General features: G+C 73.2%; 25 protein-coding genes. 14 read left to right on the top strand and 11 right to left on the bottom strand.

The annotated features are described in order from the left end of the window. The first annotated feature begins 248 nt into the window (after positions 1–248). Positions 249–1577: a PAS domain-containing protein gene (locus IE248_RS27090; protein WP_190031991.1), complete on the top strand. Its 1329-nt coding sequence runs from the start codon at positions 249–251 to the stop codon at positions 1575–1577. Between the two features lie 67 nt (positions 1578–1644). On the opposite strand, the gene IE248_RS27085 is transcribed toward IE248_RS27090, so the two are convergent. Then, positions 1645–2400 (bottom strand): SIS domain-containing protein, encoded by a 756-nt coding sequence (locus IE248_RS27085; RefSeq protein ID WP_008742687.1) that lies wholly within the window; start codon positions 2398–2400, stop codon positions 1645–1647. Between the two features lie 276 nt (positions 2401–2676). Between IE248_RS27085 and IE248_RS27080 the strand changes: the two genes are divergently transcribed. Next, positions 2677–3369: an iron-dependent transcriptional repressor DtxR gene (locus tag IE248_RS27080; RefSeq protein ID WP_073775054.1), complete on the top strand. Its 693-nt coding sequence runs from the start codon at positions 2677–2679 to the stop codon at positions 3367–3369. 322 nt (positions 3370–3691) lie between these two features. After that, positions 3692–4558, top strand: a complete 867-nt coding sequence (locus tag IE248_RS27075; RefSeq protein ID WP_037794283.1) for an alpha/beta fold hydrolase — start codon at positions 3692–3694, stop codon at positions 4556–4558. Positions 4559–4576: 18 nt separating this feature from the next. On the opposite strand, the gene IE248_RS27070 is transcribed toward IE248_RS27075, so the two are convergent. Both IE248_RS27070 and IE248_RS27065 read right to left on the bottom strand, forming a co-directional pair. Further along, entirely contained in the window at positions 4577–4918 is a 342-nt protein-coding gene (locus tag IE248_RS27070) for a DoxX family protein (RefSeq protein ID WP_190031990.1), read from the bottom strand. Positions 4919–5034: 116 nt separating this feature from the next. Further along, on the bottom strand, positions 5035–6030 hold the full coding sequence (locus tag IE248_RS27065; RefSeq protein WP_008742683.1) for a helix-turn-helix transcriptional regulator: 996 nt from the start codon (positions 6028–6030) through the stop codon (positions 5035–5037). Positions 6031–6184: 154 nt separating this feature from the next. Here IE248_RS27065 and IE248_RS27060 point away from each other — a divergent pair, with 154 nt between their 5' ends. Next, positions 6185–6547 carry a hypothetical protein gene (locus IE248_RS27060; protein ID WP_047960610.1) on the top strand — a complete coding sequence of 121 codons (363 nt, stop codon included), beginning with the start codon at positions 6185–6187 and terminating at the stop codon, positions 6545–6547. 154 nt (positions 6548–6701) lie between these two features. Further along, entirely contained in the window at positions 6702–6938 is a 237-nt protein-coding gene (locus IE248_RS27055; RefSeq protein ID WP_190031989.1) for a hypothetical protein, read from the top strand. 65 nt (positions 6939–7003) lie between these two features. Here the strand turns inward: IE248_RS27055 and IE248_RS27050 are convergent, their stop codons facing one another. From IE248_RS27050 to IE248_RS27040, 3 genes are all read right to left on the bottom strand, one after another. Further along, positions 7004–8629: a transporter gene (locus IE248_RS27050; protein WP_073799687.1), complete on the bottom strand. Its 1626-nt coding sequence runs from the start codon at positions 8627–8629 to the stop codon at positions 7004–7006. Then, positions 8626–9477 carry an ABC transporter ATP-binding protein gene (locus tag IE248_RS27045; protein WP_037794280.1) on the bottom strand — a complete coding sequence of 284 codons (852 nt, stop codon included), beginning with the start codon at positions 9475–9477 and terminating at the stop codon, positions 8626–8628. The genes IE248_RS27050 and IE248_RS27045 overlap by 4 nt, the downstream gene beginning before the upstream one ends. A gap of 158 nt (positions 9478–9635) precedes the next feature. Next, positions 9636–10322: a bifunctional DNA primase/polymerase gene (locus tag IE248_RS27040; protein ID WP_190031988.1), complete on the bottom strand. Its 687-nt coding sequence runs from the start codon at positions 10320–10322 to the stop codon at positions 9636–9638. Positions 10323–10536: 214 nt separating this feature from the next. Between IE248_RS27040 and IE248_RS27035 the strand changes: the two genes are divergently transcribed. Both IE248_RS27035 and IE248_RS27030 read left to right on the top strand, forming a co-directional pair. After that, positions 10537–11922, top strand: a complete 1386-nt coding sequence (locus tag IE248_RS27035) for an NsdA family TPR-like regulatory protein (protein ID WP_008742675.1) — start codon at positions 10537–10539, stop codon at positions 11920–11922. 189 nt (positions 11923–12111) lie between these two features. Beyond that, entirely contained in the window at positions 12112–13731 is a 1620-nt protein-coding gene (locus tag IE248_RS27030; RefSeq protein WP_229895557.1) for a hypothetical protein, read from the top strand. A gap of 7 nt (positions 13732–13738) precedes the next feature. Here the strand turns inward: IE248_RS27030 and IE248_RS27025 are convergent, their stop codons facing one another. Continuing rightward, on the bottom strand, positions 13739–15058 hold the full coding sequence (locus IE248_RS27025; protein WP_190031986.1) for an ABC transporter substrate-binding protein: 1320 nt from the start codon (positions 15056–15058) through the stop codon (positions 13739–13741). Positions 15059–15252: 194 nt separating this feature from the next. Here IE248_RS27025 and IE248_RS27020 point away from each other — a divergent pair, with 194 nt between their 5' ends. Continuing rightward, a complete protein-coding gene (locus IE248_RS27020) occupies positions 15253–15699 on the top strand; it encodes an SCO4402 family protein (RefSeq protein WP_373301635.1) in 447 nt (148 codons plus the stop codon). 14 nt (positions 15700–15713) lie between these two features. Next, the gene (purU, locus tag IE248_RS27015) at positions 15714–16589 is read left to right on the top strand and encodes a formyltetrahydrofolate deformylase (protein WP_008742671.1); all 876 of its coding nucleotides are present in this window, start codon (positions 15714–15716) and stop codon (positions 16587–16589) included. 209 nt (positions 16590–16798) lie between these two features. Here the strand turns inward: purU and IE248_RS27010 are convergent, their stop codons facing one another. Continuing rightward, positions 16799–18073, bottom strand: coding sequence for a maleylpyruvate isomerase N-terminal domain-containing protein (locus IE248_RS27010; protein ID WP_190031985.1), 1275 nt, complete (start codon positions 18071–18073; stop codon positions 16799–16801). Beyond that, the gene (locus IE248_RS27005) at positions 18070–18633 is read right to left on the bottom strand and encodes a sigma factor (protein WP_008742669.1); all 564 of its coding nucleotides are present in this window, start codon (positions 18631–18633) and stop codon (positions 18070–18072) included. Before IE248_RS27005 ends, IE248_RS27010 begins: the two co-directional genes overlap by 4 nt. Before the next feature lie 281 nt (positions 18634–18914). Here IE248_RS27005 and IE248_RS27000 point away from each other — a divergent pair, with 281 nt between their 5' ends. After that, a complete protein-coding gene (locus tag IE248_RS27000; RefSeq protein WP_073775035.1) occupies positions 18915–19439 on the top strand; it encodes an EF-hand domain-containing protein in 525 nt (174 codons plus the stop codon). 60 nt (positions 19440–19499) lie between these two features. Here IE248_RS27000 and IE248_RS26995 read toward each other — a convergent pair whose 3' ends face one another. After that, positions 19500–21065 carry an AMP-binding protein gene (locus IE248_RS26995; protein WP_100582874.1) on the bottom strand — a complete coding sequence of 522 codons (1566 nt, stop codon included), beginning with the start codon at positions 21063–21065 and terminating at the stop codon, positions 19500–19502. Between the two features lie 152 nt (positions 21066–21217). Here IE248_RS26995 and IE248_RS26990 point away from each other — a divergent pair, with 152 nt between their 5' ends. The 4 genes from IE248_RS26990 to IE248_RS26975 all read left to right on the top strand — a co-directional run bounded on the left by IE248_RS26990 (position 21218) and on the right by IE248_RS26975 (position 25423). Next, positions 21218–22423 (top strand): amidohydrolase family protein, encoded by a 1206-nt coding sequence (locus tag IE248_RS26990; RefSeq protein ID WP_008742666.1) that lies wholly within the window; start codon positions 21218–21220, stop codon positions 22421–22423. Continuing rightward, complete coding sequence (locus tag IE248_RS26985; RefSeq protein WP_073799588.1) at positions 22423–23577, top strand: acyl-CoA dehydrogenase; 1155 nt, start codon at positions 22423–22425, stop codon at positions 23575–23577. Before IE248_RS26990 ends, IE248_RS26985 begins: the two co-directional genes overlap by 1 nt. A gap of 6 nt (positions 23578–23583) precedes the next feature. Continuing rightward, positions 23584–24594 (top strand): acyl-CoA dehydrogenase family protein, encoded by a 1011-nt coding sequence (locus IE248_RS26980; protein WP_190031984.1) that lies wholly within the window; start codon positions 23584–23586, stop codon positions 24592–24594. 346 nt (positions 24595–24940) lie between these two features. After that, the gene (locus IE248_RS26975) at positions 24941–25423 is read left to right on the top strand and encodes an ATP-binding protein (RefSeq protein ID WP_073799586.1); all 483 of its coding nucleotides are present in this window, start codon (positions 24941–24943) and stop codon (positions 25421–25423) included. 173 nt (positions 25424–25596) lie between these two features. On the opposite strand, the gene IE248_RS26970 is transcribed toward IE248_RS26975, so the two are convergent. Then, positions 25597–26169 carry a helix-turn-helix domain-containing protein gene (locus tag IE248_RS26970; RefSeq protein WP_037794271.1) on the bottom strand — a complete coding sequence of 191 codons (573 nt, stop codon included), beginning with the start codon at positions 26167–26169 and terminating at the stop codon, positions 25597–25599. Between the last annotated feature and the right edge of the window lie 61 nt (positions 26170–26230).

The following is a 26230-nucleotide window of genomic DNA, read 5'->3' as shown; positions in this document are numbered from 1 at the left end:
GCACCGCACTGGGTGCGTGCGACGACGGGCGCTTAGCCCGCAGCCACCTCACGCGTCCGGTTTCCGTACATTTCGGGAACCACCTCCCTTCTCGTGTACGCCGAGCATACGAGCCCCTTCCCGGGTGCTCAAGGGATTTATTTCTCGGGGCAAAACGGGATGATTCAAAGAACCGTGTGTGGGCTGCGTCACGTTCCAGTTGAATGATCTGACGTGCCGCACACGCGAACACCTGCGGGGGGTGCCAGGTGAGTGCTTCCGGGCGTAACGAGACCGCCGACGATCTGCTCGCGGCGTTGCTGGACGGGATGGACGCCGCCCTGTGCGCGTTCGACGCCGGCGGGGTGATCACCCACTGGAACCGCGAGGCCGAGCGGATCCTGGGCTGGTCCGCCGCCGAGGCGGTGGGGCGGCACGGGTTCGCCGGGTGGGCGGTGAGACCCGCCGACGCCCACGACGTACAGGACCGCCTGATGTCCGCCCAGGACGCGCCGGGCCGCCAGGTGCACGAGTTCGCCCTGCTCACCAAGGACGGCGGCCGCGTCCTCGTCCGCACCCAGTCCGCCGCCGTGCCCGGCGCGGACGGGAAGCCCGCCGGGGTGTACTGCGCCTTCAGCGAGGTGCACGCGCAGATCGACCTGGAACGCTCCATCGCCCTCAGCGAGGCGCTGATGGACGACGCCTCCTGGGGCGTCGTCCTCGTCGACGTCGACCTGCGTCCGGCGGTGGTCAACGCGCACGCCGCCCGCGCCTTCGGAACCGGGCGCACCGCGCTGCTGGGGCGCCCGCTCGGGGAGCTGCTGGCCCAGGGCGTGGAGGAGCTGGAGGGCGCGCTCCAGCACGTACTGGCCGAGGGGGCGCCGCCCGCCCCGGTGGAGCTGTGGGTGTCGGTGCGCACCCCGGAGGGCGTGCGGCGGCGCTGCTGGCGGTGCGGGTTCCTCCGGCTCGGCTCCCCGCTGGCGGAGGAGCCGGTGCCGCTCGGCGTCGGCCTGCTGTTCCAGGACGTCACCGAGGCGCGCCGGGCGGAGCTGGACACCGGCCAGCTGCGGTTCCGGGCCAACCAGCTGTACCGGGCGGGGCGGGCCGCCGCCGAGTGCGAGGATCCCGCCGAGGCGGCGGCCGTACGCCTGGACTTCGCGCTCGCCGGGTTCGCGGAGCACGCGCTGGTCGACGTACTGGAGCGGCCCGGCGGCCCGGATTCCGTGCGGCCGCGGCTCGTCCGGGCGGCCGTCTCGCCGTCCGGGATGACCCTGCTGCTGCCGGGGCGGGCCGCGATCCCCTTGCGGTACGAGGCCGGGCACCCGGCGTTGCAGGCGCTGGACCGGATCGGCCCGGTGCGCAGCAGCTCCCCGCGCGGCGAGGCGGACGAGGCCTGGGCGCGGGCCCGCCAGTGGCCGCAGGGCGCGGCGCACGCGCTGTCCACGGTGCTGCGCAGCCGGGGGCGCACCCTGGGCGCGCTCACCTTCCTGCGGGGGCCCTCGCGCCCGGCGTTCGAGCGCGCCGACGCCCTCTACGCGGAGGAGGTCGCGGCCCGGGTCGCCGCCGACCTGGACCTGGCCGCGCCGGGTCCGGCGTAGCCGGGCGGTCCGGCGCGGGTCGGTGGCACGATCGGCGGCGTGATCAGTGGTGCGATCAGCGGCGTGATCAGTGGCGGAAGAAGATGCGGTCGCCGTACTGCTTGAGGACGCGCCCGTTCCACTCGTGGCCGCCGTCCACGTTGCCCGAGCGCAGCAGCGGGGGCTCCACGCCGCGCGCGACGAGCTCGCCGGCCGCCGCCGCCATCACGGCCTGCATGATCGCGCTGGTCACGACGGTGGAGGCGGGGGCGAACGGGGCGTCGATGCCGTCCAGGCTCAGCTCGGCGTCCCCGACGGTGATCTTGCTGTCGAGGACGATGTCGCAGTGGTCCTTGAGGTAGCTGCCCGAGGCGTGCCGCGACTTGGTCTCGGTCGCGTACGCCACCGAGGTGACCCCGATGACCTTGAGGCCGAGGGCGCGGGCGTTCATGGCCATCTCGACGGGCAGGGCGTTGCGCCCGGAGAGCGAGATGATCACGAGCACGTCGCCCGCGGTGGCCGGGCTGCTGTCCAGGACGGCCCCGGCGAGGCCGTCGACCCGCTCCAGGGCGCTGCCGAGGGTGGCCGGCATGACGTCGATGCCGACGGTGCCGGGGACGGCGAGGAAGTTCATCAGGGCGAGCCCGCCGGCCCGGTAGACCACGTCCTGGGCGGGGAGCGAGGAATGGCCGGCGCCGAACGCGAACAGCCGGTTTCCGGCCGCGACGGCCTCGGCGATCACGGCGCCCGCCTCGGACACCCGCTCGCCCTCCTCGTCCCGCACCCGCTCCAGCAGGCCGATGGCGGCGTCGAAGAACTGCCCGGCCAGCTTGCTCTCGCTCATACGCCGATGGCCCTTTCGGAGGTGCGATGCGGTGGGTGTGCGCCTGTGTGGTGCCCGTGTTCGCCGCTCACCGTGCGGTCTGGACCAAGGGCGTGTCAATACGGCCGTCAATCCCGGGGCTGAAGGGGAGGGAGGGGCGGGGGAGATGTCCGGGGGGCGGGCACCGGGTGATCGCCGGATGTCCAGGACTGCCCTTGACGCTTGGCACGGGACGGTTGTCCGCGTGATGCGTCAGAATTGGGGGCAGGGCCAGCGCACGCAATCCGAGGGGCACGAATGTCCGGACTGATCGATACCACGGAGATGTATCTCCGCACCATCCTCGAACTGGAAGAGGAAGGCGTGGTCCCCATGCGCGCCCGTATCGCCGAGCGGCTCGACCAGAGCGGTCCGACGGTGAGCCAGACGGTGGCGCGGATGGAGCGCGACGGCCTGGTGGCGGTCGCCAGCGACCGGCACCTGGAGCTGACCGACGAGGGCCGCCGGCTGGCGACGCGCGTGATGCGCAAGCACCGCCTCGCGGAGTGCCTGCTCGTCGACGTCATCGGCCTGGAGTGGGAGCAGGTGCACGCCGAGGCCTGCCGCTGGGAGCACGTGATGAGCGAGGCGGTGGAGCGGCGGGTGCTGGAGCTGCTGCGCCACCCGACCGAGTCGCCGTACGGGAACCCGATTCCCGGCCTGGAGGAACTGGGGGAGAAGGCCGAGGCCGATCCGTTCATCGAGGACGGCATGGTCAGCCTGAACGAGCTGGATCCGGGCGCCGAGGGCAAGACCGTCGTCGTACGGCGGATCGGGGAGCCGATCCAGACGGACGCCCAGCTGATGTACACGCTGCGGCGGGCGGGCGTGCAGCCCGGCTCGGTGGTGAGCGTGACCGAGTCCCCGGGCGGGGTGCTGGTCGGCAGCGGCGGCGAGGCCGCCGAGCTCGACGCGGAGATCGCCTCGCACGTGTTCGTGGCGAAGCGCTGACCGCGGGGCGGCCTGCGGCCGCCCGACGGAGCGCGTGGACGTGTGGCGGCCCCGCTGCGGGCGGCCCGCACATGTGGACGGCCCCGGCGCCTTTACGGCGCCGGGGCCGGTCCTCCCCTGGTGACCTGGAGCCCCGAGCTCTCAAGGTCATCCCCTCGGACCGTCTTCCCCGAGCGGCCCGCCTCCCCGTTGGAAAGATCCCCTCGGTAGCGGCGGCCAATCCTTGAGGAAGGTCACTCGAAAGAGCGGTGTTGGCGGCGAGACAGGCGTTTTCGAATACGGGTTCGATAGTCTGGCCGGGAGCGAAGGGGGTGCATCTGCGGTGGTACAGCGCATCGATGTGACAGGGTCCGGCGGCGTCCGCCTGGCCGCCTGGGAGTTCCGGGAACCGGCCACCGAGGGCGCACCGGATCCGGAGCGCCCGGCCGTGCTGTTACTCCACGGGCTGATGGGCCGCGCCTTCCACTGGGCCGGCACCGCCCGCTGGCTCGCCGAGCGGCACCGCGTCGTGGCCCTGGACCAGCGCGGGCACGGCCAGAGCGACCGCCCGGCCACCGGCCCGTACACCCGCGAGGCGTTCGTCGCCGACGCGGAGGCCGTGATAGAGCAGCTGGGCCTGGCCCCCGTGACCCTGATCGGCCACTCCATGGGCGCCCTCACCGCCTGGCAGCTCGCCGCCCGCCACCCCGATCTGGTGCGGGCGCTCGTCATCTGCGACATGCGGGCCTCCGCCCTCGGTGAAGCCTCCCAGCAGGAATGGGAGGAGTGGTTCCACCGCTGGCCCCTGCCCTTCCCCACCCAGGACGCCGCCCGCCGCTGGTTCGGCGAGGACGACCCCCGGGTGGAGCGCCCCGACCCGGGCCGGGGCGCCTTCTTCGCGGAGGTCATGCACCAGGCGCCGGACGGCTGGCGCCCGCTGTTCTCCCGCCGCCAGATGCTGACCGCGCGCGAGACCTGGGTGCACGACGCGCACTGGGAGGAGCTGGCGCAGGTCCGCTGCCCGACGCTGGTCGTCCGGGGGCTGGACGGCGAACTCGGCCGCGCCGAGGCCCAGGAGATGGTCCGGGTCCTCCCGGCCGGCCAGTACGCGGAGATCCCCGATGCGGGGCACTACCTCCACTACGACCAGCCCACCGCGTGGCGCGCGGCGCTGGAGCCGTTCCTGGACGGGGTCAAGAGCGGCCCGTGACCCCGTGGCCGCCCGGGCTCAGGCGGTGAGGACGAGGGCGCCGATGACGGGGGCCGCGTAGAGCAGCGGGAAGGGGATGTGGGCGTAGGAGCGGGCGCGGATCACGGTGATGACCGCGCCGGTGAAGTACAGGACCAGGGAGACCGCGGCGACGGCGCCGATGACGGGTACGAACAGCCCGAGCAGCAGCCCCGCCGCGCCCGCGGCCTTGGCGGCGCCGAGCCGGGTCCACCAGCCCTGGGGGACGCGGTACTCGGTCATGGCCTCCACGACCCACGGGGCGCGCGAGAGGAGCGAGTACCCCGAGAAGCCCGACATGGCGGCGGCGAGAACGGTGACGACGGTGGCGGCGACGGACATGAGAGGTGCTCCTCGTCAGGCGGGCTGCGGCGGTTTCTTGCTCGACACCGCACTGACGGACCGGACGCCGCGGATGTGACGGCCCGGGGAGATTCATCTTTCCGGGGCGGGGCGGGCTACTCGGTGCGGGGCAGCCAGCCGCGCTGGACCGCTCGGACGCCGAACTCGAAGCGGCTCGCGGCGTCCAGGCGTTCCATCAGGCCGTTCGCCAGCCGGCGGGCCGTGCGCGGGGAGACCGCGAGGCGCTTGGCGATGGCCTCGTCGGTCAGGCCCTGCGCCAGGAGCCGGATCACCGTGCGCTCCTGCGAGCTGAGCCCGCCCTCGTCCCGCTCCTCCGAGGTGCCCAGCGTGCGCGCCCCGGCCCAGACGTTCTCGAAGAGCGCGCACAGGGCCGTCAGCGTCCCGTGCCCGGTGAGGACGACCGCGCCCGCCGCGCTGTCCTCGCTGCTGACGGGGATCACCGCGGTGGCCCCGTCGAAGATCATCATGCGGGTCGGCAGATCGGGGGCCGTGCGGATCTCGCCGCCGAGCTCGCTGAGCCACGTCGCGTACGCCACGGTGCTCTGGCTGTTGCGCACGCTGTCCTGGAACAGCGACCGCATCCGCACCCCGCGCCCCAGCAGTGCCGCGTCGTTCGGCTTCGAGGCCTCCAGGGTCTCCGGCCGGTGGCCCCCGCCCGGGGCGAAGCTCATCAGCTCGCTCTGGAGTCCGTGCGCCAGGCCCGAGATGCGGTTGCGGATCTCGTCGAGGCCGACGAGCTGCTCGACCCCGGGGCTGGCGGCGGCCGGGCTCAGGTCGGCGTACTCCGCGATGAGCTGCGCGGCGGCCGCGCGCGAGGCCTCGATCCGCAGCTGCTGGGCCGCGAGCTCCGCCTGCTGGCGGGCCATCAGGATCTCCATGCCGACCTCGGGCGAGACGGCGCGGAGCTCTCCGGCGTGGTCGTAGGACGGCCGGATCAGTGCGAGCTCGCTGAGCGTGTCCAGGCTGCGCCGTACATCGGTTTCGGATACCCCGAGGCGGGCGGCGAGCGCCTTCACCCCGTCGCGCGGCGCCGCGAGCATGGCGCGGTAGACGGCCTCCGCAGTCGTGTCGAGGCCCAGAGTGGCCAGCACAGTCCCCCCCGGTGTGTGCCGTAATGATCAAAGTTGGTCGGATTATCTCACGCGGGGGTCTGGCGGACCATCGGATGGACGGTTCCGTCCAGGGCCCGAAGTGTCCACCCCGGGGGGCTTCGCTGGAGGCGCGTCATTCGCCAGGATGGGGCTCATGTACCTCGTTCACGCAGGTCTTCGGGCTGCCGAGCCCGGCTCCCAACTCCCGTCCGAGACGGCAGAGTTGATTCGCTCGGTCGCCGACACCGACGGCCCTCCCGCCGAGCACGTCTCGGCGCATCCCGACGCCCTGCCCGACCCCGTCGTGGGCGTCTTCCTGGTCGCCGACGGCCTCGCCGAGGCGGAGCGCACCGCGGAGACCCTCTTCCGGCGCGCCCTGGCCGTGGTGCCCGCGCTGCGCGGCTGGCGGCTCACCCGGGTCGGGGCGCCCCTGGTCACGCCGTACTACGAGCAGCTGCTGCTGTCCTCTTCCGGTCCCGCTGGCCGGATCGGGTCAGGGCCGCTTCCGTCCAACTGAACCCCCTTCCACCCGTCCTGACCTGCGACGAGAGTAGTGATTGCCGGCAGGGAGCCACACGGAACCCGGCCGGCGCCACCGGAGGAAACGTCACCGCGGGACGCGAATCCGGACCACCACCGCCTCGTTCCGGCTCTCGCAAAGGACCACTGCCATGCTTCGCACCCGCCTCGTCAAGGCCGCCGCGGTCACCACCCTCGCCCTCGCCGCCTTCGCCCCGGCCCTGACGGCCCACGGCGCCGGCCGGACCGGCCACGTCTCCGCCACCACCGCCTGGGAGACCGCCCCGGCGGGCAAGAACACCACCGCCTGGGAGACCGCCCCGGCGGGCAAGAACACCACGGCCTGGGAGACGGCCCCGGCGGGCAAGAACACCACCGCCTGGGAGTAGGCAAAGGCCGGCCCCTCCCCGTCCGGGAGCACAGGCCGGCCTCGTGTCCGTACGGCGCGGGACGCTCAGCCCTTGCTGACCGCCACCAGGATCTCCGGCAGCTTCCGCGCCACCGTCGGCGCCGCCAGCCGCAGCCCCGCCCACGTGGCCAGCACGCCCCAGCCCGCGCCCAGCGGAAGCAGCAGCGCCGCCAGGAACCGCTGGTCGGCGACGTCCGCGTAGATCGTCAGCGCGATCACCGGCGCGCAGATCAGCGCCGACGTCAGCATGCCGCCGAAGATGCCGATCCAGGCGAGCCCCGCCTGCCCCGGCGCGACGTTCTTGAAGGCCCCGTCCGACGGGATGGAGTACGGGAAGCGGGCCGAGGCCAGCGCGCCCGTGCACAGCATCGACCCCAGCAGCGCCAGCGCCAGCCCCGTCGCCGCCGGGAAGTCCCGCCAGTTGCCGACGAGCGCGGCCGTGACCACCGTGAGCAGCACCGTGTACGGGACGGTGACCAGCGCCAGCGCGTACGACCGGGCGCGCAGCTCCACGAACGCGTCGCGCGGGGTCGAGATGGTCTGCGCCACCATCCAGAACGCCGAGGTGTCCTGCCCGAACTGGTTGTACATCTGGATGCCGAGCATGCCCGCGCCGAAGCACGCCAGGTACAGCGAGCCGGTGCCCTGGAGGGCGTTGGCCACGGGGACGATCACCCCGATCGCCAGCGCCGTCACCCACGCCGACTTGGTCTTCGGATCGCGGACCGCGTACCGCAGCGTGCGCCGCATCGCCGCGCCCGTGCGGCCGCCCGGCATCAGCGACCAGAAGCCGCCGTCCCGCTCGGCCTTGCCCGACGCGGCGGACTCCGCGACCGCGAGCGTCGAACCGTCCGGGGAGACCATCAGCTTCGTCAGGCTGCGCTCCCAGGACCACAGCAGCAGCGCCAGCGCCGCCAGCGTCACCGCCAGCTGGGCCGCGGCCACCCCGTACGAGCCCTCGCTCGCCGAGTCCACCATGCCGACGGCGGTCGCGGGCGGCAGCCAGCGCACCACCGCCTCGGCGGGCTCCAGCTGCGCCAGGCCGCCGCTCTGGAACAGGCGCTGGCTGCCGAAGTTGGCGGCCTGCCCGCCCACCGCGATCAGCAGGCCGCTGAGTACGGCCAGGTCGCGCCCCTTGCGGCTGGTCAGCAGCCGGACGTTCGCCGTGGCCACGGCGCGGGCGAGCGCCACGCAGCCCAGCAGCAGCAGCGGCGCGGCCAGCACCGCGGCCAGCGCGCCGACGGGCCCCCGGGCCACCGCGATGGCCGATCCGGCCGCCAGGCACAGGGTGAACAGCGGGCCGATGCCGACCAGCGAGGACGCGAACAGCGCCCGCACCAGCGGCCGGGGCCGCAGCGGCAGCATGACGAGCCGGCTCGGGTCGAGGGTCTCGTCCCCCGTGGGGAAGAACAGCGGCATGAAGGCCCAGCCGACCGCGAGGATCGCCGCCAGCAGGACGACGACCGTCCCGGCGTGGGCGTTCCCGTGCAGCATCGCCAGGCCGAGCGTGACGAAGAAGGCGACGACGAGGGCGAAGACGAGGCTGGAGACGTAGGCGGCCTTGCGCTTCGAGGAGCCCTTGAGCCCGTTCCTGATCAGCGACAGCTTGAGGCGGACGAAGACCGGGGTCAGGGAGGCGGCCCGCTCGCGCCCCGGTGCGAGGGTGCTCATCGCGCGGCCGCCCCGCCGCCGAGCCACTCCAGGGAGTCGCCCGAGTCCCGGCCCCGCGCGCCGACCAGCTCCAGGAATGCGGCCTGCAGCGACGGCGCCTCCCCCCGTACGTCGGCGAGCGGGCCCGCCGCGCGGATCCGGCCGGCCGCCATCACGGCCACCCAGTCGCACAGCGACTCGACGAGCTCCATCACGTGGGAGGAGAAGACGACGGTGGCGCCGGAGGAGGTGTACCGCTCCAGCACCCCGCGGATGGTCTGCGCCGACACCGGGTCCACGCCCTCGAACGGCTCGTCCAGGAAGAGCACTTCCGGGTTGTGCAGCAGCGCGGCCGCCAGGCCGATCTTCTTCCGCATGCCCGTCGAGTAGTCCACGACCAGCTTGTTCTGGGAGCCCGCGAGGTCCAGTACGTCCAGCAGCTGGGTGGCCCGCTTGTCCGTCTCCTCGCCCGGCAGCCCCCGCAGCCGGCCCATGTAGCCGAGCAGTTCCCGCCCCGACAGCCGCTCGAAGAGCCGCAGCCCCTCCGGCAGCACGCCGATGCGGGACTTCACCTCGGCCGGATCCGCCCAGACGTCGTGCCCGGCGACGAAGACCCGCCCCATGTCCGGGCGCAGCAGCCCGGTCACCATCGACAGCGTCGTCGTCTTGCCCGCCCCGTTCGGCCCGACGAGCCCGATGAACTGCCCGGCCGGCAGCTCCAGATCGATCCCCGAGACGGCCACCTGCTCACCGAACCGCTTCCACAGCCCCTCGACCCGCACGGCGGGGACGGCGGACGGCGCCGGTCGCGCTCCGTCCGCCCCTGCCGCCCCGTCCGTCCGGCCCGCCGCATCACCCTGGTCAGGCATGCGCCCGCCTCTCCTGTGTCCCCGTATGCGTAGGTCCTACGCTCCTGCGTTCTTCACGATAGGAGGAGGGGGAAGGGGCCGAGCAGTTACGAATGTCATGAACTTGCCCGTACGAACGGCACGTACGAACCGCAGGTACGAGCAGCGGGTACGGCCCGCTACGCCGACTTGCGGTCGCGCGCCTCCGCCGCGTCCCGGCCGCACGCGTACGCGAGCCCGTCGATCAGCTCCTCCACGTCCGGCAGCCACCGGTTCGCCGCCGTCGGGGCCTGCGCCCACTGGACGGAGCCCCGGCCGCCGAAACGCGTCGGGGGAGCGGCCACGTACTGCCCCTCGCTGCGCGCGAACAGGTCCAGCGCGGACGGGGACCAGCCGAGGTCGCGCACCAGGTCCTCCAGCTTCGCCCCGGCGCCCGGCAGGACGAAGAACAGCATGCGGTGGTCGGGGCTGAGGGTGACCGGGCCGACGGTGCGGTTCATCCGGTGCAGCCGCGCCAGCGCCAGGAACCCGGCGGAGTCCGGTACGTCGATCGCGTCGAAGGTCCGGCCGGTCGGCAGCAGGATCGAGGCGTTCGGCTGCTTCCCCCAGATCCGCCGGACCTGCACCGCGCTGCCCGAGGCCAGCGCCTGCCAGTCCTCGACGGCGGGGTGGGCCCCCGGAGCCGGGCAGTCCGCGGCCCCGCAGGAGCACAGTTCCCGCCCTTCGGCCGGCTCCAGCCAGGTGCCGGCGAAGACGTCCCAGTGCCGTTCTTCCGCGTACCGCACGGCATGGTCCAGCAGCCGCTCGCCGCGCTGCTCGGGGATGGGTGCCGTCTCCGTGACTCCGATGGTCTCTTCCACGCCCATCACAACTCTCGCGCCCACCGGTGGTTACGGCCGCAAACCGGCCGGTGGCCGGAGCATCGATCCTGCAAACGGGGCGCATGGATGCATGAGCGGGGGCGCGTGGGAGGTCGGGGCGCCGCGCGTGGGTAGCCACACCACGCAGAGGGGAAGATTCTCCGCACATCAGGCGGGAAGTGATCATTCCAATGCTCACCCGCGGCCTCAGGGGGTTTTCATGGCAGCCAGGCCTCTCGTCGCGCGCCAGCCGAACGAACGGCTCCAGGCGCTCATCCAGGAAGCCGGGTGCTCCAACGCCGGGCTCGCCCGGCGCGTGAACATGTGCGGGGCCGAGCACGGCCTCGATCTCCGCTACGACAAGACCTCCGTGGCCCGCTGGCTGCGCGGCCAGCAGCCGCGCGGCCGGGCTCCCGGCATCATCGCCGAGGCGATCGGCCGCAAACTCGGCCGGACCGTCACCATCGACGAGATCGGCATGGCCAACGGCAAGAACCTCGCCTCCGGCATCGGGCTGCAGTTCTCCCCGACCGTCATCGGCGCCATCGAGCAGGTCTGCGAGCTGTACCGCAGCGACGTGGGCCGGCGCGACTTCCTGACCGGGGCGAGCGTGGCCTCCTCCGCGCTCGTCGAGCCGAGCCGGGACTGGCTGATCACCGGGGCGGACGCGCAGGTGGCCCGCAGCGGGGGCGCGCGCGTCGGGATGTCGGACGTGGAGGCCGTGGTGGCCACCACCGAGGCGCTCAAGGAACTCGACCACCGGTTCGGCAGCGGGCACGTCCGGCCCGTGGTGGTGCACTACCTCAACTCCGTGGTGTCCGGGCTGATCGGCGGCTCCTACCGGGAGCCGGTCGGGCGGGCGCTGTTCGCGGCGGTTTCCCGGCTGACGGAACTGGCGGGCTACATGGCCGTCGACACCGGGCAGCCGGGGCTCGCGCAGCGGTACTACATCCAGGCGCTGCGGCTCGCCCAGGCGGCGGGGGACCGGGCGTACGGGGGGTACGTGCTGGCCGCGTCGATGAGCCACCTCGCGGCGGAGCTCGGGAACCCGAGGGAGATCGCGCAACTGGCGCGGGCCGCGCAGGAAGGGACGAGGGGGCAGGTCACACCCCGGGTGGAGGCGATGTTCTACGCCGCCGAGGCGCGCGGGCACGCGCTGCTCGGCGACAACCGGGCGACGGCGGTGCTGTCGGGGCGGGCGGTGACGGCGCTGGAGCGGGCCGAACCGGAGTCGGGGGACGACCCGGTGTGGATCCGGCACTTCGACGGGTCCTACCTCGCGGACGAACTGGCGCACTGCCACCGGGACCTGGGCCAGGCGGAGGCGGCGGCGCGGCGCGCGGAGGAGGCGCTGCGGGGGCTCCCGGAGACGAAGGCGCGCCGCCGGGCGATCGGGCTGCTGCTGCTGGCGGCGGCGCAGGTGCAGCAGCGGGAGGTGGAACAGGCGTGCCAGACGGCGACGAAGGCGGCGGAGCTGCTGGGGACGCTGCGCTCGCGCCGGGGCGCCGAGTACCTGGACGACTTCCGCGTCCGGCTGGAGCCGTACCGGGAGGAGGCGGCGGCGCGGGAGTTCGGCGCGCGGCTGGAGGCGGTGTCGGTGGCGTAGCTGGGACCTGCGTCACAGTGGCGCCGGCCGGGCGTCACTGTGGTCAGGGCCCTTCCCGCCCGTCGCGGAACCCCCGCGGGCCTCCCCCTCGGCGGGGTCCCCGGGGTGCGGGCTGCCCGGGGACGGCGGTGACCGGGTAGCGTGACCCGACGGTTCCGAAGGTTCGGGCGAGTCGGAGAAGGAGTCCCGGTGACGGAGAGCGGACAGGGAAGCGGTCAGCACCGCGCCCCGCAGTCTGGCGTCCCGCAGGGCGGTGAGCCGTGGGGGCAGCCCGGTTACGGGTACCCGCAGCCCGAACCCGAGCCCGGGCACGTCGTGGGGCCCGGCTTCGAGGGGCCCGGCCAACCGCACGGGTACGGCTACCCGCCGCTGCCCGAGGCCGTCACCCAGTACATCCCGCCGGTCCCGCCGGGCCCCGGTCCCGGCCAGCACGAGGCGGCGACGCAGTACATCCCGCCGGTTCCCTCCGGTCCTGGCCCTGGCCAGCACGAGGCAGCCACCCAGCTCATCCCGCCGGTCCCGCCGGGCCCCGGTCCCGGCCAGCACGAGGCGGCGACGCAGTACATCCCGCCGGTTCCCTCCGGTCCTGGCCCTGGCCAGCACGAGGCAGCCACCCAGCTCATCCCGCCGGTTCCGTCGGGCCCCGGCCCCGTTTCCGGGCAGCACGAGGCGGCCACCCAGTACATCCCGCCGGTCCCCTCCGGCCCCGGTCCCGGCGCTGGCCAGCACGAGGCGGCCACCCAGTACATTCCGCCGGTCCCGTCGGGCCCCGGCCCTGGTTCCGGCCAGCACGAGGCGGCCACGCAGTACATCCCGCCGGTTCCTTCCGGTCCTGGCCCCGGTCCCGGCGCTGGCCAGCACGAGGCGGCCACCCAGTACATTCCGCCGGTCCCGTCGGGCCCCGGCCCCGGCGCCGGGCAGCATGACGCGGCCACGCAGTACATACCGCCCGTCCCGCCCGGCCCCGCGCCGAACGCCGCCGAGGGGTTCGACGGGCTGTTCCGGAACGACGCCGCCGCCGGGCAGACGCAGCACCTGCCGCCGGTCCAGGCACCGGTGCGCCGGCAGCAGCCCCCGCCGCGCGGCTACCCGCAACAGCAGCAGCCGCCGCAGGCGCACCCCCACCCCCAGCCCGCCGCGCAGCAGTACGCGCCGCCGCCGCCCGCCGAGCCCGGCCGCCGGGTCTCGCCCCTGATCATCGGGGCCGTCGTCGTCGGTCTGGCCGTCGTCGGCCTCGGCGTCGGCGCGCTGCTCAGCGACGACAAGCCGCAGAACACCGACCCCGGCGCCGCCCCCGCCGCCCCCACCGGCTCCGGCTCCGCCGCGGCCGGCGGCGAGGCCCCGGTGGACCCGGCCCGCCCCCAGGCCGTCCAGCTCGACAAGCTGCTCGCGGACAGCAACGACAGCCGCGCCTCGGTGATCAAGGCCGTCGATGACATCAAGGGCTGCCGCAACCTCGGCCAGGCCGGCGACGACCTGCGCGACGCCGCCCGCCAGCGCGAGGAGCTCGTCACCCGGCTCCAGGAGCTCAAGCTCGACAAGCTCCCCGACCACGCGAAGCTGTCCGCGGCGCTCACCAAGGCCTGGAAGTCCTCGGCGGACGCCGACAACAGCTACGCGGCCTGGGCCGACGACGTGGGCGACGGCAAGAAGAACTGCAAGGACGGGCAGGCCAAGTCCACCCCGCACGCCGTGGACGGCAACAAGTCCAGCGGCGAGGCCACCCGGGCCAAGGACTCGGCCGCGGCCATGTGGAACTCGATCGCGGCCAAGTACGGCCTCACCAAGCGGGACAAGTCCCAGCTCTGACGGGCGGCTACGCCGCGCGCGGGGCCTGCTCCAGGGTCGGGGTCATGTCCATGGACTCCTCGCCCGGCTGCGCCACGAGCCGGCCCGACCGGACGATCTGGAAGGTGACCTGCCCGTTCACGATGCGCGGGAACCCGGCGACGGCCCGCATGTCCTGGTAGCGCCAGGACAGGTCCGGGGTGAGGCCGCCCGTCCGGATCTTCTCCGACTGGTTCAGCACGCGCGCGACCTTCCGCGCCGTGATGTCCTCGCCGTCCTTGAACCGCTTCACGACCTCGTCCAGCACCGTGTACGCGATCCAGGTGGTCTGCGCCCCGCTGTCGTCGGGGTCCACTCCGTCGTCGCCGAAGGAGTGCTCGGAGATCACCTTCCGCATCGGGTCCCACAGCGGATCGTTCGAGACGGGGTACCAGCTGGTGAGGAACGCGCCCTCGAAGGGGCTCTCCTTGCCGCCGGTGCGGTTGACCAGGGCCTGGCTGACGCTGCCGAGGACCGAGGAGATCTGCGGCGTGCGCTGCTTCTCGGCGGCGGCGCGGCGGAAGGCGTCGAAGAACGTCTCGGTGCGCTCGCCGAGGACGGCGGTGACGCAGCCCTTCTCCTTGTCCTTGTCCTTCTCCTTGGCGGACGCCCCACCGGCCCCGCCCGCCCCGGCCGTGTCGGCGAGGGCCTCCCGGGCCGGCGCGGAGAAGTCGGCGGTGTCCTCGGCGGCGCGGATGTCGGAGGCCTCGGGCGCCTTGTTGGCCTTCAGGCCGGCGTTGAGCAGCACGGGCATCGAGTCCCCGGCGAGGGTGTCCGGGCGGACGATGGACACCTGGCCGCAGGCGCGTCCGAGCTGGTGTCCGGCGCCGGCGAGGAGCACGGGCTGGCCGCCGTTGACGGGGTAGGAGAGGGTGCTCTGGAACTCCTCGGAGGAGACCCCGTAGCCGCCGATGAAGGGGATTCCCTCGGCCTCCAGCGGGGCCATGAAGGCACGGCCGTGCTGGCTGTACGAGCCGACGACAGCGACCGCCTTCTCGGAGATGGCCTTGCGGGCGCAGTCGGCGGCGCCGGCCGGGGTGTTGCGCTCGTTGCAGGTCAGGACCCGGAGCTTGCGGCCGTTGATGCCGCCCTTGGAGTTGACCCAGCGCTCGTACGCCTTGGCCATGGCGGTCATTCCGGGCATGTTGGTCGCCTTCGTGCCCTCCGGGGCGAAGGTCATGACCGTGAGGGTGTCGCCGGGACCCCCCGAGCCGCCGGGTATGGCCCCACAGCCGACGACGAGAGCGGCGCCCGTCGCCGTGGCCAGGAAGGTGCGGGAGAGGGTTGCTGCGCGTCGCCAATCGGTCATGTCCATGCACCATGCCGCCCCACGGGTAACTGGAGTCTGAGGTGTACACAACATCCGGTGACGCCCAGGTGAATTGCCGGGGTGATCACGCACAGCTGCCTGAAGATCACGAAATGGCGGAACGTACGATCGAAAGCGTGACAATCGCCCAAGGTTCGAAGAACCCTTCCCGTCGCGGCGGCCGCTCCTCCACCATGGGCGGCATGCCCCTCAACGACATGCCGTGGTGGCGCTGGCGCAGCAACGTGCGCTCGGCGCTGCACATGCTTTCCGACCCGGAGTTCCAGGAGAACACCTGGCTGGCCGGCGTCCAGGGGTACGGGGATGTCACCGACGCCGTGTACCGGCTCGTCGAGGACACCTGGCTCGACAGCTGGTCCGCCGACAAGTACGTCGGGACGATCTTCCGCGACTCGCAGGAGGCGGCCCTCGTCGACCTGGCCGTCCTGCGCGTGCTGCGGATCCTGCACCAGATCGGTCCGGACGCGCCCGTCTCCAGCTACCTGGAGCACCACGCGTGGCCCGAGGCGGTGCGCGCGGCGCGCGAGGCGCACGTACGGCTGACGATCGCGGACGGGGACGATCCGGACGTACGGCCGCGGTCGCTGGAAGTGCTGAGGATGCTCACCCGCGCGGTGTGAAAGGCTGTGGGGTCATGAGCGCAGACCCGCAGTCCCAGGCCCCCCAGCAGTACGTTCTCACCCTGTCCTGCCCCGACAAGCAGGGCATCGTGCATGCCGTGTCCAGTTACCTGTTCATGACCGGATGCAACATCGAGGACAGCCGCCAGTTCGGCGATCACGACACCGGCCTGTTCTTCATGCGGGTGCACTTCTCGGCGGAGACGCCCGTGACGCTGGAGAAGCTGCGGGCCAGCTTCGCGGCGATCGGCGACTCCTTCCGGATGGACTGGGAGCTGCACCGCTCGGACGCGCGGATGCGGATCGTGCTGATGGTGTCGAAGTTCGGGCACTGCCTGAACGACCTGCTGTTCCGCGCGAGCATCGGGGCGCTGCCGGTGGAGATCGCGGCGGTCGTCTCCAACCACACGGACTTCGAGGAGCTCGTCGGCTCGTACGACATCCCCTTCGTCCACATCCCGGTGACGAAGGACACGAAGGCGGCGGCGGAGGAGCGGCTGCTGGAGCTGGTGCGGGAGCAGGACGTCGAGCTGGTGGTGCTCGCGCGGTACATGCAGGTGCTGTCGGACACCCTGTGCAAGGAGCTCAGCGGGCGGATCATCAACATCCACCACTCGTTCCTGCCGAGCTTCAAGGGCGCGAAGCCGTACCACCAGGCGCACGCGCGCGGTGTGAAGCTGATCGGCGCGACCGCGCACTACGTCACCGCCGACCTGGACGAGGGCCCGATCATCGAGCAGGAGGTCGAGCGGGTCGGCCACGAGGTCACCCCGGACCAGCTGGTCGCCGTCGGGCGCGACGTGGAGTGCCAGGCGCTGGCCCGCGCGGTGAAGTGGCACAGCGAACACCGCGTCCTCCTGAACGGCTCCCGCACGGTCGTCTTCGCCTAGCCCTGCCGTTGGCCTCGCCGACCCCCCTTCAGCCTCGCCGGCGTTTGAGGCGCGGGGTCTGGGGCGGAGCCCCGGGAAACCCGGCTCCGCCGGGCACCGGGCTCCGCCCGGGCCCTCCCCAGACTCCGTCCGGGGGACCCCCACTCAAACGCCGGCGGGGCTGAGGGGGTCCCCGGCGGGGCTGAAGCGGCCCGGGGAACCGCCGGAGGTTACAGGCGGCTGAGGGAGGCGGCGGTGAACAGGACGTCGCGGATGGCTTCGCGGTCGCCCTGCTGGCCGATGGCCGCCTCCTCCGGGGAGATGTGGCCGGCGGCCAGCTGGCAGAACTCGCCGCCGTCCAGCGCGATGTGCGCCACCCGGTGTTCCGGCGACGGCTTCGCCGCCGGGGAGTCCAGGGCGATGTCCCAGCTGCCGCCGCCCGAGCCCTCGATCTCCAGGTGCAGGGTCCGCCCCGGCGCGCCCGCCGCGACCAGGCCGCGCGGCGGGGCGGCCAGCCCCGACCGGCGCCGGTGCGCGAGCGCCCCCGGTAGCAGCCGCGCCGCCAGGTCGATCATGCGGTGCATGTCCGGCCCCGACGGCGGGTCGTACGGGTAGTCCACCGCCTCCGCGATGTCCCACGCGTGGACCCAGCACTCGAAGGCCCGCTCCAGGAACGCGTCCCCGAGCGGCAGCGCGAACGGCCCGTAGTCGACGGACAGTTCCGCGACCCCGCGCCCCGCGAAGGACACCGTACGGACCAGGGTGTGGCCCTGTTCCCGCCACGGCTCGCGGACCTGCCGCGTCACCGGCCGGTCCGAGCCGCCCCAGAAGAACTCCGTACGCTTCGACGGATTGCCCTGCGGCGCGTCCGGGCCGAGCGGGTCGTCCAGCCCCAGCGCCGTCGCGACCATGCCGTCGACCGTCAGCAGGTGCCCGATCACCCCGGCGACCGTCGTGCGGTGCGACCGGCCCCGCTCGCCCTCGAACCACTTCAGCCGGACCGGCGTGTGCCACTCCGCGTCGCCGAAGTCCTGGAGCAGCGCGTCCAGCCGCGCCGTCTCCGTGTCGTACGGGGTCGCCCACGCCGGCACCGGGATCCGCGCCGGCCGCTTCCCGAGGCAGTCCTCCAGCACCCGCGACCGCAGCATCGGCTTCAGGTCCAGGCTGTCCGCCGGGTGCAGCAGCCCCACCGCGTCGCGCAGCCGCAGCGCCTCCTCCGCGCAGGGCGCGCACTCCGTCAGGTGGTCCTCCACGGCCTGCGTCTCCTCCGCGGAACACGCGGCCAGCGCCCACGCCCCGAGCAGGGACTTCAGCACGCCGTGCGGCGGCGTCGGCGGCGGCGTCACCGGCGCGGCGACGGGCGGCGCGTCGGGCGCGTACCGCGGGTCGAGGTCGTCGGCGGCCCCGCGCGGGCCCGGTATCCGGGTCCCGCCGCCGGGGAGTCCGTACCCGTCGCCGCACCCGTCGTCGTACCCGTCGCCGGGCGCGCCGGAGGGACCGGTCATCGGGAGCCTCCGTAACCGGGCGGGGCGATGTCCTCCCGGGGGAGGGTGTTGGCGGTCGACAGCAGTTGCAGCCCCAGGCGCAGCCGGCGCCGCGCCTCGTCCTCGCTGATCTTCAGGTCGGCGGCGGCCTGCCGGTAGTCGCGCCGCTTGAAGTACGCGAGTTCCAGCGCGGCGCGCAGCGGCGCTGGCATGGAGGTGACGATGAAGTCCGCGCGGGCGGCCGCGTTGGCGCCGGCCACCTTGCGTTCCAGGTCCTCGCGGGAACCGCGCCCCAACTCGGCCTGGCGCAGCCGGGCCACGGCCTGGACCTGGGTGACGCGGGCGACCCAGGACCGCATGGAGCCCTGCTTGGGGTCGTAGGCGTCCGGGTTCTCCCAGATGTAGCCGAAGACCTCGCGGGTGATCCGGTCCGCGGCGCTCTCGTCGCCGAGGACCCGGTGCGCCAGGCTGTGCACGAGCGAGGCGAACCGGTCGTACAGCTCCCCGAGCGCGGCGGCCTCGCCGCGGGCGAGGCGCTGCTGCATGCGGCGGTCCCAGCGCGGTGGTACGTCCTTCGGCATCGTGCCCCCAGCGGTGTGTCGACCCTACGAATGTAGTGGCCACGGGGTGGATCCCGCCCGTTTTGAGGGAATCCCGTCTCCGGTCCCGATCTTCGTGCTACGGACGGCACATGGGCACACCCGTACGCGCCGTGGCGCGCTTCCCGTGCGCGGGTTCGATGCGGCCGCCTGCTTGTCCGCTTCGCTTAACGCGCAGGCCACTGAGGGCTTACGCTCCTGCCTTGACTTGAAGCCTCGTCTTGAAGAGGGCACCCACCGCACAGGTAAGGCGGAACACGAATATGGACAGCGCAGAGTACGAGCGCAAGATCGCCTCCCGATTCGCCACCTTCGACCAGGACGGGAACGGCTCCATCGACCGGGAGGACTTCAGCGCGGCGGCGCGCGCCGTGCTGGCCGAGTTCGGGGTCACGGCGCGGTCCGACAAGGGCCAGGCCGTCTTCGCGGGCGCGGAGGCGTTCTGGCAGGGCATGGCCGGGATCGCGGACGTGGACGGTGACCAGCGGGTGTCCCGCGAGGAGTTCATCACCGGAGCGGCGAAGCGGCTTCGGGACAGCCCGGACCGGTTCGCGGAGATCGCGCGCCCGTTCCTGCGGGCGGTCATCGCGGTGACCGCGCCGGACGCGGCCCGTACGGGCGCGACCCCGGAGGCCGTCGCCCGCGTCCTCGGTGTCCTCGGGACCCCGGCCGAGCTGTCCGCCCAGGTGGCGGCGGCCCTGGACGGGGACGGCGACGGCCACGTCTCGGAGGACGAGATCCTGGCGGCCTTCTCGGGCTACTGCGGCGTCGAGGCCCCGGACGCGTGACCGCCGCGGCCGCCGCCCCGGCCGGCGCGTCGGCCCCATCGGCCTCGGCTGACACGGCTGTTACGCGAACCGCTCGCGGAGCTTGTACTTGAGCACCTTGCGCAGGGCGTCGTTGCGGGGCAGGGCGTCCACCAGCTCCAGCTGCTCGGGGAGTTTGTGGGGGGACAGCCCCTGGGCCCGCAGGTGCGCCGTCAGCCGCTCCAGCGTCAGGGGGTCGGCGTCCGCGGGCTGTTCGACCACCGCGCAGACGCGTTCGCCGCGGGCGGGGTCGGGGAGGCCTATGACGGCCACGTCGGTGATGCCCGGGAGCTGGTGGAGGAGGTCCTCGATCTCCTTCGCGGAGATGTTCTCGCCCTTGCGGATGATGACGTCCTTGCTGCGGCCGGTGAGGACGAGGTGGCCGCTCCCGGTGAGGTGCCCGAGGTCGCCGGTGATCAGGTAGCCGTCGGCGTCGAAGGCGCCGGTGTTCTGGCCGGGGTCGAGGTAGCCCCGGCACACCGCCTCGCCGCGCAGCCGGACCTCGCCGTCCCTGCCGGCGGGCAGCGGGGTGCCGTCGGGCGCGGTGACGCGGACCGACATGCCGGCGGGGGGCCGGCCCTCGGTGGTGGCCAGGTTCTCGGGGGTGTCCCGGGGGTCTCCCATGGTGATCATCGGGACCTCGGTCATGCCGTAGCCGTGGGTGAGCTGGCAGCCCAGCTCCCGCACCACCGCGTGGTAGATCTCCGGGGGTTTGGGGGCGCCGCCGCCCGCCAGGAGGCGCAGGGTGGGGATGAGCGGGGTTCCCGGGGCCTTGCGCTGCTCGGCCAGGAACATGGAGTAGAAGGCCGTGGAGCCGCCGGCGACCGTGACGCCGTGGCGGCGGTACCCGTCGAGGGCGTCCGGCAGGGCGAACTTCTCGAACAGCACCGCCGGGAACCCGTAGAGCAGCAGCATCACGGTGTAGTCCGGGCCGGCGATGTGCGCGAAGGGGAACGCCATCGAGCCGACGTCGGCCGGGCCGAGGCGCAGGGCGTGGGCCAGGCAGGAGCCGCCGGCGATCAGGGAGCGGTCGGTGTGCAGGACGCCCTTGGGGTCGGAGGTGGTGCCGGAGGTCCAGTAGATCCAGCGTACGGAGGTTCCCTCGGGGGGCGGCGGGGGCAGGGTGGCGGGGTCGCCGGCGGGGAGGGAGTCGTAGGCCTCGAAGACGCCTCGGGCGCCGAGCCGCCGGGCCATGGCGGTGTGGTCGAAGCCGCGCCAGACGCCGGGGACGGCGAAGAACTCGGCCTTCGACTCGCGCAGCGCGAAGCCGACCTCCCGGTCCCGGTAGAAGGGGATCACCGGGGACTGGACGGCCCCGATCCGGGCGAGGGCGAGGGAGAGCAGCACCGTCTCGATGCGGGTCGGGAGCTGCCAGGCGACGACGGTGCCGGGGCGCACGCCCATGCGGTACAGGCCCGCGGCGACGCGTTCGCAGCGGTCGCGGAGCTCGCCGAAGGTGACGGTGCGGTCCCGCGCGGGGTCGTCGGCGGCCTCGATGAGGACGGGGGCGTCGGGCGTCAGCGCGGCGCGCCGGGCGACGAGCGCCCACAGGGTCCCGGACCCGCTCAGATCCCGTGCGGTGGCGGCCGTACCGGTGGTGTCCGACATCCCAACCTCCCCATAGCTGACGGACAGTCAGGTCAACCGCAGAGCGTAGGGCGCGGGCGCTTGTCGGTCCAGGGGTCGCGGAGCTAGCTTGTTTCTGACGGTTCATCAGATATGGCATCGGTACGGCCATCCGCTTGCGGCGAGGGGACACCATGGAACTGCCTCGGATCATCAGCGTGGACGACCACGTGATCGAGCCCGCGCACCTCTTCGACGTGTGGCTGCCCGCCAGGTACCGCGACCGCGGGCCGAGGCCGCTGACCGCCGGCATCGGCGAGCTCGCCTACACCGGCGGCAAGTACGTGATCACCATGGACCCGGACGGCCCGCCGACCGACTGGTGGATCTACGAGGACCTGAAGTTCCCGTACAAGCGCAACATCGCCGCCGTCGGCTTCGACCGCGACGAGATGACCCTGGAGGGCATCACCCGCGAGGAGATGCGGCGCGGCTGCTGGGACCCGAAGGCCCGCCTCGCCGACATGGACCTCAACCACGTCGAGGCGTCCCTGTGCTTCCCGACCTTCCCGCGCTTTTGCGGCCAGACCTTCGCCGAGGCGCACGACAAGGAGGTCGCCCTCGCCTGCGTGCGCGCCTACAACGACTGGATGGTCGAGGAGTGGTGCGGCGACAGCGGCGGCCGGCTCATCCCGCTGTGCATCATCCCGCTCTGGGACATCGACCTCGCCGTCGCCGAGATCCGGCGCAACGCCGCCCGCGGGGTGAAGGCGGTGACCTTCTCCGAGATCCCCACCTACCTCGGGCTCCCCTCCATCCACTCCGGCTACTGGGACCCCTTCTTCGCCGTCTGCCAGGAGACCGGCACCGTCGTCAACATGCACATCGGGTCCTCCTCGCAGATGCCCGCCGCCTCCCCCGACGCCCCGCCCGCCGTCCAGGCCTCGCTCAGCTTCAACAACGCGATGGCCTCGATGATGGACTTCCTCTTCAGCGGGGTGCTGGTGAAGTTCCCGACCCTGAAGCTCGCGTACAGCGAGGGCCAGATGGGCTGGATCCCGTACGCCCTGGAGCGCGCCGACGACGTGTGGCAGGAGCACCGCGCCTGGGGCGGGGTCCGCGACCTGATCCCCGAGCCGCCGTCCACGTACTACTACCGGCAGATGTTCTGCTGCTTCTTCCGCGACAAGCACGGCATCGCCTCGCTCGACGTCGTCGGCCGCGACAACGCCACCTTCGAGACCGACTACCCGCACGTCGACTCGACCTTCCCGCACACCAAGGAGGTCGCCCTCGACCACGTCAAGGGCCTCGACGACGAGACGGTCTACAAGCTGATGCGCGGCAACGCCATCCGGATGCTCGGCCTGTCCCTCGACCAGGACCGCGTGAGCCGCTGATGGACCTCACCTACACCGAGGAGGAACGGGAGTTCCGCGCCCGACTGCGCGCCTGGCTCGCCAAGGTGCTGCCCGAGCTGCCCGCCCGGCCGTCCCCCGACGACTGGCCCGGCCGCCGCGCCCACGACACCGGCTGGCAGCGCCGGCTGTACGACGCCGGGTACGCCGGACTCCACTGGCCCCTCGACGCGGGCGGCCGCGGGGCCACCCCGACCCAGCACCTGATCTTCCTGGAGGAGACCGAACGGGCCGGCGCCCCCTACGTCGGCGCGAACTTCGTCGGGCTGCTGCACGCAGGCCCCACCATCGCCGCCGAGGGCACCGCCGCCCAGCGGGCGCGCTGGCTGCCGCCCGTCCTGCGCGGCGACGAGGTGTGGTGCCAGGGGTTCAGCGAGCCGGACGCCGGCTCCGACCTTGCCGCGCTGCGCACCCGCGCGGTCCGCGACGGCGACGACTACGTGGTCACCGGGTCGAAGATCTGGACCTCGCACGCGGAGGTGGCCGACTGGTGCGAGCTGCTCGTGCGCACCGGCCCGGCGGCCCCGAAACACCGCGGGATCACCTGGCTGGCGATGCCGATGGACGCGCCCGGCATCACCGTCCGGCCCCTGCGCACCCTCGCGGGATCGACCGAGTTCGCGGAGGTGTTCCTCGACGAGGTCCGGGTGCCCGTCGCGAACCGGGTCGGGGACGAGAACGACGGCTGGCGCGTCACCATGGTCACCCTGTCCTTCGAGCGGGGCACCGCCTTCGTAGGCGAGGTCGTCGCCTGCCGGCGGACCCTCGCGCGGCTGGCGCGCGCCGCTCGCGCGAGCGGCCGCTGGGACGATCCCGTCCTGCGCAGGAAGCTGGGGCGCCTGTACGGGGAGTTCGGCGCCCTCTGGCGGCTGACGCAGTGGAACGTCAGCGAGTCGCAGAGGTCCGGCGGGGTCCCGGGCACGGGCGGCAGCGTCTTCAAGCTGGCGTACTCGCACGCGCGGCAAGAGCTCTACGACACCGCCGCCGAGGTGCTCGGCGCGGACTCGCTCTCGCTGGAGGAGGAGTGGACGGCGGACCGGCTGTCCTCCCTCTCGTACACGATCGCGGCGGGCACCTCGCAGATCCAGCGCAACATCGTCGCCGAGCGCATCCTCGGCCTCCCGAAGGGGCGGTGAGCGGCCGTGGACTTCCAGCCGACGCGGGACCAGCGGGACCTGCGCGCGGGCGTGCGCGAGCTCCTCGCCGGGCGGTACGGGCGCGACGCGCTGCGGGCCGCCGTCGACGGCGGGAGCGCCGTCGACCGGGAGCTGTGGCGGGAGCTCGGCGCGGCCGGGTTCTTCGCGCTGCGGCTCCCGGAGGCCGAGGGCGGGGTCGGGCTCGGTCTACCCGAGGCGGTGCTCGTCTTCGAGGAGGCCGGGCGGGCGCTGCTGCCGGGGCCGCTGGTGGCCACGCACCTGGCCGCCGGGGCGGTCCCGGGGGCGGCGGCCGGGACGGCCGTGGTGACGGCGTTCGACCTCGGGGAGCGGGGCGGGCCGCTGGTGTCGTACCTCGCGGAGGCGGACGCGGTGCTGGGCGCGGCGGGCCTCCCGCCGGGCGAGCCGGTGCGCTCGGCGGACCCGCTGACCCCGCTCCACCGGGTGACGGGGGGCGGGCCCGCGGACGTCTCGGCGTACCGGGAGGCGGGCGCGCTGCTGACGGCGGCGCTCCAGGTGGGCAGCGCGCTGCGGACGCTGGAGCTGGCGGTGCGGTACGCGGGGGAGCGCGAGCAGTTCGGGCAGCCGATCGGGGCGTTCCAGGCGGTCAAGCACCTGTGCGCGGGGATGCTGGTGCGGGCCGAGGTGGCCCGTACGGCCGTGTACGCGGCGGCGGTCACGGCGCAGGCGGCCGACGCGGCGGACGGGCAGGCGGCGGACGGGCAGGACGCGGACGGGGAGGCCGCGGAGGCCGCGGAGGCCGCCGAGGTGGCCGGGGAGATCGCGGCGGCCAAGCTGCTGGCGGACGAGGCGGCCGTGCGAAACGCCCGGGACTGCCTCCAGGTCCACGGCGGGATGGGGTTCACCTGGGAGGCGGACGTACACCTGCACCTGAAGCGGGCGTGGGTGCGGGCCGAGCAGTGGGTCACCGCCGCGGAGGCGGAGGAGGCACTGGCGGCGGAACTGTCGCGCACTGCGACGGGTGGAGAGGCCCGGTAGCGGGAACGATCACGGACGGGGCCGGTAGGCGGTCGCCCAGTGTTACGGGAAGGACGGTGCGGGACGCATGTCTGATTACAGAGAGTTGATATCGGTTTGTGTCCTTCGCCCGACTCATTACGGCCCGGAGTCGGGGGCCTGCTCCGGTACGCTCCCGGGAATGCGAGCGGTTGAGCGGCGTGAGCGTCGCACAGTATGCACCACGCCTACTCCTTCGCGCTGGAATATGCCCGAAGCGCTTGTTGTGGTGACTGTATGTCAACCATGCTGCTCCGCAAGGGGGTCACGGATCGTGATCCCGTTCCGTCGTGAGGCGAAGTGTCCGCCGGTTCGGATGGTGTGAGCGGTGCAGGTGCTTCAGGTTCAGCTGGAGGTAGGACCGGACCCCGCGGAGGTCGGCCGGGCCCGCCGATGGGCGCGCTCCCGGCTGGCGGGCTGCGGCATAGGGGAGGACGAGCCGCTCGCCGAGACACTGATCCTGCTGATCTCCGAGCTGGTCACGAACGCGGTCGTGCACACGGGCTGTCCGGCCGTGCTGCGCATGCTGTTCGGGGGCCCGGGGGTGCGGGTCGAGGTCGCCGACGCGAGCGCCCGGGGACCGGCCCGGCGGCAGGCCGCCGGGGACGACACGGGCGGGCGCGGGCTGGAGCTGGTGGACGGCCTGGCCGACCGCTGGGGCTGGCAGCGCGAGGGCGCCGGCAAGCGGATCTGGTGCGAGATCGACCGCGCGGAGAAGGACGGGAAACGCGCGGCCGGCCGCCCGGACGCCTGCTCCGAGGAGCAGCCGGAAACTCGTGGCCAGATCCGGGAACCGCGCGTGTACCTCTAACGAGGTGTTGACGGACCGTCATGTGTTGATCACCCTGGTGGTGAACGATTCGTCGCGAGGGGACGCCAAGGGTCCTTGCCTTGACGAGTGCGGGTCGTGGGGTGGCGGCTGCCGTGCCGCGCTCGGGGCGTGCATGGACGCACGCCGCCACCCGCAGGTCTGCCCGCCCGCGCCTACTCGGCGCGCCGGTCGTGCGGGACGTACACGGTCAGTGTCATCTCGGCGGCCTCGGCGTGGTCGTTGCGGTACCCGTGCGGGACGTCGGCCGCGAGCGCGGCCGAGTAGCCGGCCGGCAGCGTATGGGTCTCCCCGTCCACGATCAGCGTGAGCTCACCCGCGGTGACGTGCAGGAGTTCGGTCGTGCCCGGCGGATGCGGGGAGGACTCGGACATCTCCCCGGGTTCGAGCCGCCAGAGCCACAGCTCGATGGCCCCCTGGTTGCAGCGCCCGGTCAGGAGCGTGCTGAAGCTCCCCGAGTCGGTGGACCAGACGCGGACGGCCCGGCCCGGGGGCGTGATGCGGACGTGGGGTTCCTGGTTGAGGTCGAGCAGGGCCGTCATGTCGACGCCGAGGGCGTCGGCGAGCTTGACCATGGTCTCCAGGCTGGGGTTCGTGCGGGCCTGTTCGACCTGTATGACCATGCCGCGACTGAGCCCGGCCCGGGCGGCCAGGCCGTCGAGGGTGAGCCCCCGACGGGTCCGCCAGTGCTTGAGGTTCCGGGCGAGTGACTGTGAGAGCTGGTCCATGTCCAACGCGTCTCGTCCAATACATTAGACGGTGCGGTTCATTTGAGTACCCTATGATGTG

This window comes from Streptomyces goshikiensis, from assembly GCF_014650555.1.
GTDB lineage: Bacteria > Actinomycetota > Actinomycetes > Streptomycetales > Streptomycetaceae > Streptomyces > Streptomyces goshikiensis.
This window is presented reverse-complemented; position numbering and strand designations above follow the sequence as displayed.